This is a genomic window from Mesorhizobium cantuariense, assembly GCF_042647205.1.
Lineage (GTDB): Bacteria > Pseudomonadota > Alphaproteobacteria > Rhizobiales > Rhizobiaceae > Mesorhizobium > Mesorhizobium cantuariense.
The window spans coordinates 6,869,231-6,882,735 of the sequence record NZ_JBHRVD010000001.1; the positions used below are offsets into that span (position 1 = coordinate 6,869,231).

At 64.3% G+C, this 13,505-nt stretch carries 14 protein-coding genes; 7 read left to right on the forward strand and 7 right to left on the reverse strand.

Features of this window, described 5'->3' with window-relative positions:
• Positions 1–55 precede the first annotated feature (55 nt).
• Positions 56–271 (reverse strand): DUF1127 domain-containing protein, encoded by a 216-nt coding sequence (locus ACFOJ9_RS33610; RefSeq protein ID WP_378985666.1) that lies wholly within the window; start codon positions 269–271, stop codon positions 56–58.
• A 68-nt stretch (positions 272–339) separates the two neighbouring features.
• Here ACFOJ9_RS33610 and ACFOJ9_RS33615 point away from each other — a divergent pair, with 68 nt between their 5' ends.
• The gene (locus ACFOJ9_RS33615) at positions 340–1,014 is read left to right on the forward strand and encodes an ArsR/SmtB family transcription factor (protein WP_378985668.1); all 675 of its coding nucleotides are present in this window, start codon (positions 340–342) and stop codon (positions 1,012–1,014) included.
• Positions 1,015–1,256: 242 nt separating this feature from the next.
• Here ACFOJ9_RS33615 and ligD read toward each other — a convergent pair whose 3' ends face one another.
• Positions 1,257–3,773 carry a DNA ligase D gene (gene ligD, locus ACFOJ9_RS33620; protein ID WP_378985670.1) on the reverse strand — a complete coding sequence of 839 codons (2,517 nt, stop codon included), beginning with the start codon at positions 3,771–3,773 and terminating at the stop codon, positions 1,257–1,259.
• Positions 3,774–3,785: 12 nt separating this feature from the next.
• Positions 3,786–4,646, reverse strand: a complete 861-nt coding sequence (gene ku / locus ACFOJ9_RS33625) for a non-homologous end joining protein Ku (RefSeq protein ID WP_378985672.1) — start codon at positions 4,644–4,646, stop codon at positions 3,786–3,788.
• A 377-nt stretch (positions 4,647–5,023) separates the two neighbouring features.
• Here ku and ACFOJ9_RS33630 point away from each other — a divergent pair, with 377 nt between their 5' ends.
• From ACFOJ9_RS33630 to ACFOJ9_RS33640, 3 genes are read left to right on the forward strand one after another with little or no spacing between them, the layout of a single operon-like run.
• Positions 5,024–5,164 carry a hypothetical protein gene (locus ACFOJ9_RS33630; RefSeq protein WP_013528645.1) on the forward strand — a complete coding sequence of 47 codons (141 nt, stop codon included), beginning with the start codon at positions 5,024–5,026 and terminating at the stop codon, positions 5,162–5,164.
• 2 nt (positions 5,165–5,166) lie between these two features.
• Positions 5,167–5,292 carry a hypothetical protein gene (locus ACFOJ9_RS33635; RefSeq protein ID WP_281061741.1) on the forward strand — a complete coding sequence of 42 codons (126 nt, stop codon included), beginning with the start codon at positions 5,167–5,169 and terminating at the stop codon, positions 5,290–5,292.
• Between the two features lie 51 nt (positions 5,293–5,343).
• A complete protein-coding gene (locus ACFOJ9_RS33640; RefSeq protein WP_378985675.1) occupies positions 5,344–5,805 on the forward strand; it encodes a thiol-disulfide oxidoreductase DCC family protein in 462 nt (153 codons plus the stop codon).
• A 49-nt stretch (positions 5,806–5,854) separates the two neighbouring features.
• Here the strand turns inward: ACFOJ9_RS33640 and ACFOJ9_RS33645 are convergent, their stop codons facing one another.
• A complete protein-coding gene (locus tag ACFOJ9_RS33645) occupies positions 5,855–6,238 on the reverse strand; it encodes a DUF1850 domain-containing protein (protein WP_378988226.1) in 384 nt (127 codons plus the stop codon).
• Positions 6,235–8,346, reverse strand: a complete 2,112-nt coding sequence (locus ACFOJ9_RS33650; protein ID WP_378985677.1) for a TRAP transporter permease — start codon at positions 8,344–8,346, stop codon at positions 6,235–6,237. Before ACFOJ9_RS33650 ends, ACFOJ9_RS33645 begins: the two co-directional genes overlap by 4 nt.
• Before the next feature lie 131 nt (positions 8,347–8,477).
• On the opposite strand from ACFOJ9_RS33650, the gene ACFOJ9_RS33655 reads away from it, so the two are divergent.
• Entirely contained in the window at positions 8,478–9,560 is a 1,083-nt protein-coding gene (locus ACFOJ9_RS33655) for a transposase (RefSeq protein WP_056580349.1), read from the forward strand.
• Positions 9,561–9,911: 351 nt separating this feature from the next.
• Here ACFOJ9_RS33655 and ACFOJ9_RS33660 read toward each other — a convergent pair whose 3' ends face one another.
• On the reverse strand, positions 9,912–10,871 hold the full coding sequence (locus ACFOJ9_RS33660; RefSeq protein WP_378985679.1) for a TAXI family TRAP transporter solute-binding subunit: 960 nt from the start codon (positions 10,869–10,871) through the stop codon (positions 9,912–9,914).
• Positions 10,872–11,132: 261 nt separating this feature from the next.
• Between ACFOJ9_RS33660 and ACFOJ9_RS33665 the strand changes: the two genes are divergently transcribed.
• The gene (locus tag ACFOJ9_RS33665) at positions 11,133–11,501 is read left to right on the forward strand and encodes a YciI family protein (protein WP_378985681.1); all 369 of its coding nucleotides are present in this window, start codon (positions 11,133–11,135) and stop codon (positions 11,499–11,501) included.
• Between the two features lie 7 nt (positions 11,502–11,508).
• Positions 11,509–12,753: an RNA polymerase sigma factor gene (locus tag ACFOJ9_RS33670; protein WP_378985683.1), complete on the forward strand. Its 1,245-nt coding sequence runs from the start codon at positions 11,509–11,511 to the stop codon at positions 12,751–12,753.
• Positions 12,754–12,774: 21 nt separating this feature from the next.
• Here ACFOJ9_RS33670 and ACFOJ9_RS33675 read toward each other — a convergent pair whose 3' ends face one another.
• Entirely contained in the window at positions 12,775–13,401 is a 627-nt protein-coding gene (locus ACFOJ9_RS33675; RefSeq protein ID WP_378985685.1) for a glutathione S-transferase family protein, read from the reverse strand.
• Positions 13,402–13,505 lie beyond the last annotated feature (104 nt).

Sequence of the window (13,505 nt, forward strand, 5' to 3'; positions counted from 1 at the left end):
TCGAGCGGCGTCGAAACGTCGTGTCGCCTGGTCTGCTAGGCAATTCCATTGCGGGTCACGTTTGCCAGAAGGACTTCGCGCATTCGCGGCGCACATCTTGCGGTGTCAGGCCAAGGTCGCGCAGCAGATGATCGTCGATCTCGGCAAGGTCGAGACGCTGCAAATGGCGGTCATACCAGCGGACCAGCAGCCGCGAACGCAACCAAGTGACGAACGGGAACGACTGGCGACTGGGGAGCGGTGCCGAGGGGAAAGCGGTTCGTGCGGTCATCGTCGTCTCCTTGATCTGATCGGAGAATAGTGGTTATCTGACAAGAATGCTTCGATGAGGAACGAACTATGCGTGAAGGACCCGACATCGCCCGCATCGCCAGCCTGGTCGGCGACCCGGCGCGGGCAAACATGCTGAATGCCCTGATGGGCGGCACGGCGCTGACGGCGAGCGAGCTGGCGCTCGAGGCCGGCGTCTCGCTGCCGACCGCCAGCTCGCATCTTGGCAAGCTGATGGAAGGCGGGCTGCTCACGGTGGCGAGCCAGGGCCGGCATCGCTATTACGGTCTCGCCGGACCGCAGGTGGCGGGCATGATCGAGGCCATCACCGGTGTCGCCGCTTCCGTCGGGCCGCAACGCGTACGGCCGGGCCCCCGCGACGGCGCGATGCGCGTGGCGCGCGTCTGCTACGATCACCTCGCCGGCGAGCAGGCGGTGGCAATGCTTGATCGTCTCGTCGACAAAAACGTGTTGGTCCGCGACGACAAGGAGATCAGGCTCGGGCCGTCGGCGGCATCGCATTTCGCCGCCATCGGCATCGATGTCTACACCAGGCCGCGCCGGCCGGTCTGCCGCGCCTGTCTCGACTGGAGCGTGCGCCGTTCGCACCTCGCCGGCACACTGGGCGCCGCCATCCTCGACAAGATCCTTGCCGAGAAATGGGCGCGCCGCGAGAAGGACAGCCGTGCGGTCATTTTCTCGCCGCCGGGCAAGCAGGCTTTTGAGAGGGCGTTTTTGAGCTGAGGGGTTGGCTCCTGGCCTTGAGGTGTCGGCGGGACAGCACCCCCCCTCTGCCTGCCGGCCATCTCCCCCGCAAGGAGGGAGATTGGCAGCTTCAACGCTCACCGGATTCTGCAACGATAGTGATTAGCGAAATCTGCGATAACGGCCGATCTCCCCCCTTGCGGGGGAGATGTCCGGCAGGACAGAGGGGGGTGCGAAGGATCGCTACGTCTGCAATTCGGCTGACGCTGCATCCGACGACATCACCCCCGCTTCAACACCTTCCCCCGCCCGAAAAAATCCGCCCACGGATCGGCTTGCGCCAGCTGCTTAAGCGTCGTCTTGTCGCCGATCGGAAAAGCGTTCGGCGCCAGCCCGGCCTCGATCTCCGCCCAGGTCGCCGGCATCGACACAGTGGCGCCCTTCTTGGCGCGCGACGAATAGGGTGCGACCGTCGTCGAGCCCCGGCCATTGCGCAGATAGTCGACGAAGATCTTTCCGGTGCGTGCCTTCTTCGACAGCGTCGCCGTGTAGCGGTCGGGGGCACCCTGCTCCAGCGCGCGGGCGAAATCATGGGCGAAAGTCTTCACCGCGTCCCAATCCGCCGACGGCTTCAGCGGCACCAGCACATGAAAACCCTTGCCGCCCGAGGTCTTGACGAAATTCGGCAGTGACAGCTCATCGAGCTTGCCTCTGATGTCGAGTGCCGCCTCGCGCACCGCTTTCACGTCGACGCCTTCATCGGGGTCGAGATCGAAGATGATCTGGTCGGGCTGTTCAAGCTTGTCTGTCGTGCAGCCCCAGATGTGGATCTCGACCACGCCGTACTGGACAAGTGCCGCAATGCCGTCGAAATCCCGGATGAACAGGATCTCCTCGCCGTCGGTCGGGTCCTTCATGCGGGCGATCTTGTCGCTCATGCCGGCCGAGGCGTGCTTCTGGAAGAAGCGCTGTCCGCCGATACCGTCCGGTGCCCGCACCAGGCTGAGCGGCCGGTTGACGACGAACTGCTCCATGCGCGGCCACACCGACGCGTAATGGTCGAGCAGGCCTTGCTTGGATATTTTTTCGTCCGGCCACAGCAGCTTGTCGGGGTGGGAAAGTTTTACCGTGGTCGTCATCGATCCGGCGGGCTTGGCCGCGCTGCCCGATGCCGGCTTCGCTTTGCCTGTCGCTGCCTTGCCTGTCGACGCTTTCGGCTTTTCCTGCACGACTTCCTCCGCCGGCTTGTCCTCGCGCAATCCCTGGAACGAGGCGTGGCGTATTATACGGTCCGACGTCCAGCTGCGAAACTCCACTTCGCCGACAAGTTCCGGCTTGACCCAGACCAGGCCCTTGCCCTTCGGCACGGCCGCGCCGAACGGCGACGACTTTGCCTTTAGCGCATCGAGCTTTGTCTTCAAATCGGTGGCGCCCTTGGCGGAGAAGCCGGTGCCGACGCGGCCGGCGTAATGCAGCTTGCCGCCCTCATGATAGCCGACCAGCAGCGAGCGCAGTCCGCGCCCGGTCTTGTCCGACGGCAGATAGCCGCCGATGACGAATTCCTGGCGGGCCGTGCATTTCGACTTCACCCAGGTGGGGCCGCGGCCGCCGCGGTAGGGCGCATCGGCGCGTTTGGAGACGACGCCTTCCAATCCCATGCGGCAGGCATGCTCCAGCATGATCTTGCCGGGCTCGGCAAAATGGTCGCTGAAACGGACTGCCGCATTCTCCGGCTGCTTGGCCAACAGCTCCTGCAAGGCCTGCTTGCGTTCGACCAGCGGCTCGCGGCGCAGATCCTCGCCGTCGAGGCGCATCAGGTCGAAGACATAGTAGATGAAGCGATTTGTCCTCCTTGCCGACAGGTCTTGCTGCAGCAGCGCGAACGACGAAACACCGCTGTCGGCCAGCACGACCACCTCGCCGTCGATAATGGCGTCGCTGCATTTCAGTCCGGCCAGTTCCGCCATGATCTCGCCGCCGAATTTCTCCGTCCAGTCGAGGCCGGTGCGGGTCAGCAGCCGCACCTCGGTGCCGGCGATCTGCGCCTGCATGCGATAGCCGTCGAACTTGACCTCGTGCAGCCAGTCCTTGCCCGGCGGAGCATCGCGCTCCAGCGTGGCCAGCTGCGGCTCGATGAATTCGAGCTTTCTGACCCCGGCCTTCGCCTTGGCGGCGGCCGGCTTGTTGGAATGCCAGACTTTTGGCTTCTCGCCCTTCGCGGTCTTGCCCTCGCCGACCTCCTCGATGGTCAGGCCGGACTTTACCGATTCCGGCGCTTCCTTGAGGATGTCCTCGCCGGGACGCGCTGCGGCATCGTCCGACTTGATCAGCAGCCAGTTGTCGCGCTTTTCACCCGCCCGGGGCTTCAGCCGCACAAGATGCCAGAGACCATGCAGCTTGTGGCCTTTGAGTTCGAAGCTGATATGACCCTTCTTCATCGCCTTGGCCGGGTCGATCTCGGGGGTCCAGGTGCCCTCGTCCCAGACGATGACCGAACCGCCGCCATATTCGCCCTTGGGGATGGTGCCCTCGAACGGCGCATAGTCGATCGGGTGGTCCTCGACATGCACGGCGAGCCGCTTCTCGTGCGGGTCGAGGCTCGGGCCGCGCGTCACCGCCCAGCTCCACAGCACCCCTTCATGTTCGAGCCGCAGGTCGTAGTGCAGCCGCGTCGCCGCGTGCTTGTGGATGACGAAGATGCCGCCGGCACTGTCTTTCCTGCCGCGTGCGACCTTGCCGGCCGGCTCGGCGGTCTTCTTGAAATCGCGCTTGGAGTGATATTGTTCGAGGCTGGCCATCTCTTGATGTCCTCAGGCCGATTTGCGTTTGGGCGCGCTGGCTTTCGGCTTGGCGCGTTTGACCTTCGCCGAAGAGGACGCCTTCGCTGAGCCGCCGTCCGACGACAGGCTCTTCTTCAGCGCATCGAACAGATTGACGACATTGGAGGGTTTGGGCGCGGCCTTGGCCGCGGGCGCCTTCTTGCCGGCCTTCTTGGCGCGGATCAATTCGAGGAGTGCGTCTTCGTATTTGTCGTCGAATTTCGAGGGATCGAACTTTGCCTTCTTCTTGTCGATGATCAGCTCGGCCAGATCGGTCATCTCCTGATCGGTCTTCACCGCCTTGATGTCGCCGAACACGCTCTCCGGCTGGCGCACCGTGTTGTCATAGCGCAGGGTCGTCAGCACCATGCCCTTGCCCAGCGGTTCGATGACCACCGGGCGCTCGCGTTGATAGAGCACGATACGCGCCAGCCCGGCCATCTTCTTGCCCGCCATCGCATCCCGGATGACGGCGAACGCCTCCTCCGACACCTTGTCGGCCGGTGCGACATAATAGGGCGTGTCGAGATAGATCTGCTGGATCGAGGCTTTGTCGACAAACCCGTCGAGCGCCATCGTATGCGAGGATTCGATCTGCACCGCCTCGATCTCGTCTTCGTCGATATGGACGAAATCACCGTCGCTGACTTCATAGCCCTTGATCTCGTCGTCGTCGCCGAGCGGCTTGCCGGTTTCGGAATCGACATAGATGCGCTTCACCGTGTTGCCGGTCTTGCGGTTCAGCACCCGGAACGAGACCTTCTCGGTGTGGGTGACGACATTGGTCAGCTCGACGGCACAGGTGACCAGCGACAGCTTCAAATAGCCCTTCCAGGCTGGACGCGGCGCCATGATATCTTCCCTTCCAGAACCAGATGAAGGTGAGAACGGACAGAGCCCGCTCCAGTTCCGCGCTCACGCACCGATCTGGATGGCAAGCGCGCCTGAGGCGTTCTGGCCGCCAGCACGGAAATTTCACGGACGCGGCAAAAGTTGAAACAGAACCGCGCGCGGGCGACATTCAAACGAAACATATGTGATGGAAAAGTCACATTGGGCGGAATGCCGACCAACTGCACCGAAAGACCCCGAATCAGCCGCATTCCGGCCACGAACCAAGGCATTTTCGACCAGATATTAACATCACGTTCACCGACTATTCACGCCTCGACGCTATGATGACCGCAATTCGGAAGGGACATCCGAAAATCGGGACAGGGACAAGGTAAATGAACTTCCTCGCGCACCTCATCGGCTATGCCGCCGCCATCCGCGAATTCGTCGCGCCGACCTATCGGCCCGAGCGCTATTACATGCGCGGCCCCGGCCCGGCCTGCGCCCGTCGCGGCAACTCGCTAGGCGCGCACTGATCATGGCTTTCGAAAATCGCCACGACAGCCGGATCTGCCGGCCGGCCGCCTCTACCCGCGCCACCACCTATCGCGCCGAGCGTCCCGCTCTCGCCGACAGGCGGCGTGCGACATCGCCACGGCTTTGATACCGCCTCCGGCTGGCTTAGTGTCCCAGGGCACAAGCAGCCGAGGCCCGCGTGACCGACCTTCCCCAGTCAAGCCGTCGCAAGTCAAGCCGTCCCTCTGAAACATCCTTCGATGCACGCCATCCACTGATTGTCTTCGATGGCGTCTGCGTGCTGTGCTCCGGCTTCGTGCGCATGGTGGTCAGGCTCGACCGTCAAAGCCGCTTCCGCTTCGCCACCGCGCAGTCGCCATTCGGCGAAGCGCTGTTCAGGAAGCACGGGCTGCGCACGGACTCCTACGAAACCAATCTCGTCCTGATCGACGGCGTCGCCCTCACGCGGCTCGACAGCTTCGTTGCCGTGATGTCGGAACTCGGCTGGCCGTGGCGGGCGATGAAGGCTCTGCTGTTGCTGCCGCGCCCGCTGCGCGACTGGCTCTACGATCGCGTTGCCAAGAATCGCTACGCGCTGTTCGGCAGGAAGGACAGTTGCGAGGTTCCTTCCGCCGAGATGCGGGAGCGGTTCCTTGGCTGAGGGTGTGGCTGCTGGAGAACGAGCCGCCGCTCAGCGCATTGATCGTGCGCTATCGCGGTTGGCTCGAACCGGTGGATTCGCATGGCTCCAGCACGATGGTGCTGCCGGCCGCCTTGCCCAGTTCACGGCAGCCCTGAACCGTGCACAGCGTCCAGCCGTCGCCGGTTGCGCCAGAGGCGGCGAGCACGACGCGTCGCTGCGGGCCGACCTTGGGCACATAGACCCACCAGCCGTTCTTCAGCACCGCACCTTCCGGCGGTTCCATGCCGGCGCCCGAGCCCTTGATCCGCGCCTCGACCAGCTGCAGGCCGATAGGCGTGACCTTCCAGTCTTCCTCCCAACGCGTCCGTTCCACCGAATGCGTCCAGGACAAAGTGAAGGCGGCGACGGAGAGTGCCACCGTCTTGCCGGCGGCAAGGATGCACAGGCTCATGCGGTGGCCGGCCGTGCCCGCCACCAGTGCCAGCCGATCCAGGCAAGCGCCAGCACCCAGCCCGCCTCATCGGTGAGCGGCACCGCGGCGACGAGCAGCACGCCGGCGGCGAAGGCGACGAGCCGCTCCCACCACGCCATGCGGCTGATAAGGAAGCCAACGGCGGCAGCGCCCCACAGCACGATGCCCATGCACGCCTTGGCGACGATGTAGGCGACCTCGACGGGATAGCCGAACTGGGCGGCGATCGGCCCGGCATCCTGCAACATCAGCGCCGGCGTGTAGACCGCCATGAAAGGCACGACGAAGCCGGCAATGGCAAGCTTGGTCGCCTGGATGCCGATTTTCAGGCCGCTTTCCTTGGCCATGGGCGCGGCGGCAAACGCGGCCAGCGCCACCGGCGGTGTCAAATCGGCCATGATGCCGAAATAGAAGACGAACATGTGGCTGACCAGCAGCGGCACCCCAAGCTCCAGCAGCGCCGGCCCGGCCAGAGACGAGGTGATGATGTAGTTGGGAATGGTCGGGATGCCCATGCCGAGCACCAGGCAGGTGACCATGGTCAGCACCAGCGACAGGAACAGATTGTCCTCGCCGATCGAGATGATCCAGCCGATGAATGTCGAGGCGATGCCGGTCAGCGTCAGCGTGCCGATGACGATGCCGACGATGGCGCAGGCAATGCCGACCGGCAGCGCGTTCTTCGCCCCTTCTGCGAGAGAGTCGACGCAGATTTGCAGGGTTTCGCGGCCGCCCTTGAACGTAAAGCAGGCGGCAACCAGCGCGGCGATGACCAGGCCGAGGAGGTTGACGCCGAACTTCATGAATGAAGCGGCGGCAAACCCCAGCGCCAACCAGAAGACGATGCGGAAGGCGAGCGGCCCGATCGCTGCCGCCAGCGGTGTGCCGAGGATGAGCACGATGGTCAGCGCCAGGCCCATCGTGCCGGCGAAGATCGGCGTATAGCCGGCGAACAACAGATAGATGAGGGCAGCGAGCGGCAGCACCAGCGGCCAGTGCTGCCGCACCGCGTCCCACGGGTTGGGCAGGTCCGCCTTGGCCATGCCGTGCAGCCCGGCCTTGCCGGCTTCCAGATGCACCTGCCAGAAGCAGGCGCCGAAATAGAGCAGCGCCGGGATGATCGCCGCCTTGACCACGTCGGCATAAGGCACGTTCAGCGTCTCGGCCATGATGAAGGCGACGGCGCCCATCACCGGCGGCATGATCTGGCCGCCCATCGAGGAGGTCGCCTCGACGGCGCCGGCAAAAGCCGAGCGGAAACCGAAGCGCTTCATCAGCGGAATGGTGAACTGCCCGCTGGCCACCACATTGGCGACGCCCGAGCCGGAAATGGTGCCCATCAGCGCCGACGACAGCACGCAGACCTGCGCCGGGCCGCCGCGCCAGGAGCCGACCAGGCCGAGGGCGAAATCGTTGAACAGCGCGATCATGCCGGCGCGTTCGAGAAAGGCGGCGAAGACGACGAAGATGAAGATGTAGGCAGCCGAAACATAGATCGGCGTGCCGTAGATACCCTCGGTGCCGTAGGCGAAGGTGTCGACGAGTTGGGCGAAATCATAACCGCGATGAATGAACGGCGGCGGCAGATGGTTGCCGACGAAGCAGTAGGCGAGGAAGATGAAGGCGATGACCGCCAGCGGCAGGCCCATCAGCCGCCTCGCAGCCTCGAAAACCAGCAGCACCAGCACCGCGCCGACGATCAGGTCCGGCGTGGTCAGGAAGCCGGAGCGCCGGATGAGGTCGGCATAGAACACCCAATTGTACAGACCCGTGCCGAAGCCGAGCACACCGAGCGTCCAGAATATGGCTTTGGCCGGCATGCTTTTGGTGCGCAGATTGGCGATCAGGCCAAAGCCAAGCAGCAGCAGGAAGCCGACATGCATGGCCCGCACCACCTGGCTCGGAATGCTGCCATAGGCTGCGACATAGATCTGGAACACGGAAAAGGCGACGGCGATGAGAAAGGCGGCCTTGCCGGAAAGGCCGTCGCCGAAGCCGGGCGGGAGGCCTTCGACCTGCTCTTCGACAGCAGGGAGATGGAAGGTGGTGGATTTGCTGTCGGTTGTTGCAGACGTTGCTTCGCTCATCCGACGGTCTCCAAAAGGAGCGAATTGTAGTGCGAGGCGCCCCCCTCTGCCCTGCCGGGCATCTCCCCCTCAAGGGCATATGCGCTAAGATAGGTGTTGCAGTGGGGAATCGGTTGTGATTCTACGCTGCGATGACTCACGAATCGCTTGTAGATGACGGCTGGGCCGAGACGATTGAGCTCCTCGGCGGTGAAGAGTTGATTGCAGGGAGTGCCCGCGAGACGAAGGCGTTTCTGCGGCCGCGGGGCGTCAGGTCGGCTACTGATCTGTTGCGCCTGACACTGGCTTACTGCCTTGGCAAGGTGGGCATGCGGGGCGTCGTGGCCTGGGCGGCGGCAAGCGGGATCGCCGACATCTCGGACGTGGCGTTGCTCGGCCGGCTGCGCAATGCAGGGCCGTGGCTGCAGCAGTTGATCGGGCACCTTTTGAAGCGCGAGGAGGAAGGCTTGCCTAAGGGCCGGCTGATCCGCATCCTCGATGCGACATCGGTTGCCAAGGCGGGTGTGCATGAGAAGAAGAACAATGGCCTTTGGCGTATGCACTGCGCCTTCGATCTTGAGCGCGAGCAGTTCGATTTCCTCGAGATCACCGACCAGAGCGAGGCCGAGCTGATCGACCGCGTGCCGGTGGTGCCGGGCGAGATCCGCATCGGCGACCGCGCCTATCTGCAGGCCGAGCGGATCGCAAAGGTCATGGCGCAAGACGGCGACGTTGTCGTGCGCGCGCCGTGGAAGAATGTGCGATGGCTCGACGCCAACGGCAAGGCGTTCGATCTCATCGGCCACCTGAAGAGCTGCCGGGAGGAGGTCATCGAAACGCCTGTCTGGCTGGGCCTCAAGAAGGGCGAGCCCCTGAAGATGCGCCTGATCGCCTTGCGCAAATCCGAGGCTGCGACACAAGAAGCGCGGCGCAAAATCAACAAGGAAGCCAAGGCCAAGGGCAAGCAGGTTCAACCGGAGACGCTGATTGCCGCCGGCTTTGTCATCCTTGTGACCTCGCTTGACCAGGAGGAGTTTCCCTCCGGCACAGTTCTCAAGCTCTATCGCATGCGCTGGCGCATCGAGCTCGCCTTCAAGCGTCTGAAGAGCCTGATCGGACTGCGCGCGCCTCCAGCCAAAGACCCAAGGATCGCAAAGCCTTGGATTCTTGCCCACTTCCTCATCGCGCTTGTGACCGAACCCCTTTCGCAGGAGTTGGGTGTCTCTCCCCCTTGAGCGACGGGCGCCCGCTGCTGTGGCGCGCCACCCGCCAGATCGTCGCCTCTCTGATCGCAGCGATCTTTGCTCAACCTCCCTTGGCAGCCCTGCGCCAAAATCTCCATGCCTTGCGACATCGATGGCGTGAGCCACCACGAAAGCGCAAATTTCAGTCCATGCCGAAGCTATCTTAGCGCATATGCCCTCAAGGGGGGAGATCGGCAGCATCGATGTCGGCGTTCGTCCTGCAACGTCAGCGATTGGCGAAGGGTGTGGTGACGGCCAATCTCCCCCCTTGAGGGGGAGATGCCCGGCAGGGCAGAGGGGGGTGCTTAGCGAAGACATGTCGGATTGCCGGGCTATGCCCACTTACTTCAGCAGCCCCTTCTCCTTGTAATACCGTTCCGCGCCGGGGTGCAGCGGCACCGGCATGCCGTCGAGTGCCTTGGCCGGGTCGATCGCCTTGGCGGCGGCATGTGCCGCGGCAAGCTGGTCGAGATGGTCGAATATCAGCTTGGTCATCTGGTAGGCGGTCTCGTCGGAGACATCGGCGCGGGTGATGAGGAAATTGCCGACCGCGGCGGTTGCGACGTCCTCGCTCTGGCCCTCATAGGTGCCCTTGGGAATGACCACCGAAAGATAGGGCGAGCCGATCTTGGCGACGTCCTGTGCCGGCACCGCCACGACATTGATCGGCACGGAGGTGGCAAGGTCGCGGATCGAGGCGACGCCGAGCCCGGCCGATTGCAGCGTGGCGTCGAGCTGGCGGTTCTTGATCAGCTCGACCGATTCGGCGAAGGGCAGATATTCGACCCGACCGAGATTCTCGTATTTCAGCCCGGCGGCGGCGAAGATGGCGCGGGCGTTGAGTTCGGTGCCGGACGCCGGCGCGCCGACCGACAGGCTCTTGCCCTTGAGGTCGGCCAGCGTCTTGATGCCGGACTCCTGGCTGGCGACGATCTGGATGTAGTTGGGATAGATGGCGGCGATGCCGCGCAGTTTGTCGAGCTTGCCGGGGAAACCAGCCTCAGTGTTGCCTTCGGCGGCCATCTTGACGGAATCGCCGAGTGCAAAGGCGATCTCGCCCTTGCCTTGCTGCAGCAGATTGAGGTTTTCAACCGAAGCCTTGGTCGCCTGCACCTGGGTGCGCGCGCCCTCGATGCCCTTGCCGTAGATCTCCGACAGCGCGACGCCGAGCGGATAGTAGACGCCGGACGTACCGCCGGTCAGCACATTGATGAATTCCTGCGCCTTGGCTGAGACAGCGCCCAGGCCAAGCGAAAGCGCCACCGCGCCGGCCGCAACAAATTTCGTTCTGAAATGCAACATCTGATTTCCTCCCTGAAATATCGACGACCGCACCGCCTCCCTGGAAGCGAACCGGGGCGAGTTTAGACAGCGGGCCGCAAATGCCAACCCGCAATTGCGCTCGTTAGACGAACGGTTGAGGGATCAGGACACAGATGGCGGCTTGCGCAAAAAGCCATCGGAGCCGAAAGTTTTTTTGAACTGCCTGTCGAAATCGGCTGCTGCCGCGCGACATACGTCCGGCTCGCAACGAAGCGGCCTTCGAAACAACGGGAGAAGACCATGCGATACATGATTTTGATCTACGCCGACGAAGCCGCGATGGCGAATGCACCGGCCGAGGCGACCTACCAGATGAGTGCCGCCTATGGCGCCTATACCGAAGCCCTGAAGAAGTCCGGCGCGTGGCTGGCCGGCGACCGGCTGCGCCCGAGTCAGGTGACCACCTCGGTTCGGGTGGCCGGTGGCAAGACCAACGTCCTCGACGGCCCCTATGCCGACACCAAGGAGCAGCTTGCAGGCTTCTACATGATCGAGGCCGAGGATGCCGACGCCGCGATCGCCTGGGCGGCGCGCTGCCCGGCGGCCAGCACCGGCACTGTCGAGCTGCGGCCGATCTGGGAACTGACCGAGTACCTGTCTGAGAGATGACGATGTGATGGACAGTCGCCCGGAGATCGCCCGGGCGGCCGCCGAGGCGGCCGCCCGGCAAAGCTACGGCAAGCTTGTCGCCTGGCTCGCGGCGCGCACGCGCGACGTGGCCGGCGCCGAGGACGCGCTGGCCGACGCCTTTGCCGCGGCGCTCGAACGCTGGCCGCGAACCGGCGTACCGGAAAAGCCGGAAGCCTGGCTGCTGGCGGTGGCAGGGCGGCGTCGCGTCGATGCGGTGCGGCGGCGGCTGACCAGCGAGGCTGGCCGCGAGCATCTCAAGCTGATTGCCGAGGAGGCGGAGGCACGCATGACCGACGAAGACCTGCCCGACGAACGGCTGCGGCTGATGTTCGCCTGCGCCCATCCGGCGATCGAATCGAGCGTGCGTTCGCCGCTCATCCTGCAGACCGTGCTCGGGTTTGACGCGGCAACGATCGCCTCTGCCTTCCTGGTCTCGCCGGCAACGATGGGCCAGCGCCTGGTGCGCGCCAAGACCCGCATCCGTGAAACCGGCATTCCGTTCCGCGTGCCGGAGCGGGCCGAGCTCGGCGAACGGCTGGATGCGGTGCTGGAAGCGATCTACGCCGCCTTCGCCGAAGGCTGGTCCGATCCGGCGGGCACCGAAACGCGGCGCCGCAATCTGGCAACCGAAGGCATATGGCTCGGCCGCCTGGTGGCTTCGCTGTTGCCGGAGGAGCCCGAGGCGCTTGGCCTCTTGTCGCTGATGCTGTTTGCCGAGGCGCGCCGCGCCGCACGGCGCAGTGCCGAAGGCGACTTCGTGCCGCTGGCGGAACAGGATTGCCTTTTATGGGACCGCGCCCTCATCGATGAGGCCGAGGCGCTGCTTTCCCACGCCGCCGCCAGGGGCGTCATCGGCCGCTACCAGCTTGAGGCAGCCGTGCAGTCCGCACATGCGGCACGCCGGCTGACCGGCCGCACCGACTGGGTGGCGATCCGCGAACTCTACGACGCGCTGCTTTCGATCGCAGGATCACCGGTGGTGGCGATCAACCGCGCGGTGGCGATCGCCGAGGCCGAGGGCGCCGTGGCGGGATTGGCGGCCCTTTACGTGCTGGGCGACGACAAGCGGCTTGATGACTATCAGCCCTATTGGGCAGCACGCGCCGGTCTCCTGGCCAGGCTCGGTCAGGTGCCACAGGCAACCGAGGCCTATGACCGGGCGATCGGTCTCGAACGCGACCCGGCGGTGCGCCGCTTCCTGCAGGGAAAACGGGCAGTCCTCAGAAATTGAACCTCGCCACCGGCCGTCCGTTCAGCTTGGCCACATCTCATGCGATGTGTTGAGCGTCTTCATCAGGGGGTTCTCGCGCAGTTTCGACCACAGACGCTCGATATCAGGCCAGGCCGCGCGCGCCTTGTCGACGTCGGGATGCCAGGCCACCAGCATGACCAGATAGATGTCGGCCAGCGACATCAGGTCGCCGACCAGCCAGTCACGGCCTTCGAGAGCGGCATCAAGAACGGCAAAGCCGCGATCCATCTCGGCCACGGCTGCCTGTTTGACGGCTTTGGTGCCATCGGCATCGGCCGTGTATCGATACGCGTAGTAGAAACGCAGCACCGCCGGATAGAGCACCGACGACATGAAAGTCATCCAGCGCAGGAAGTCGGCGCGGGCAGGCGCGTCGACAGCTGGCGCCAGGCCGGCATTGGGGTGACGCTCTGCAAGCAGGATGCAGATCGCCGCCGATTCGGTCATCGAGCTTCCGTCCGGCAAGGTCAGCACCGGAACCTGGTTCAACGGACTGATGTCGAGGAAGGCCGGATCGGGCCGGTCCGTCTTCGGCACATCGATCTGCTCGAACGGCGCATTTGCCAGCGCCAGCGCCGCCTCGACGACGAAGCCGCCGCTGCCCGGACGGGTGTAGAGCTTGTACATGAAATCCTCCCCAGCCCGCGCAAAGCAGGCCGGGGCGATATGAACCGGAAGCGATGTCGCGCTCAAGCCGCTGATGACGGCCACGGACGGTTTTTCAACGGGCC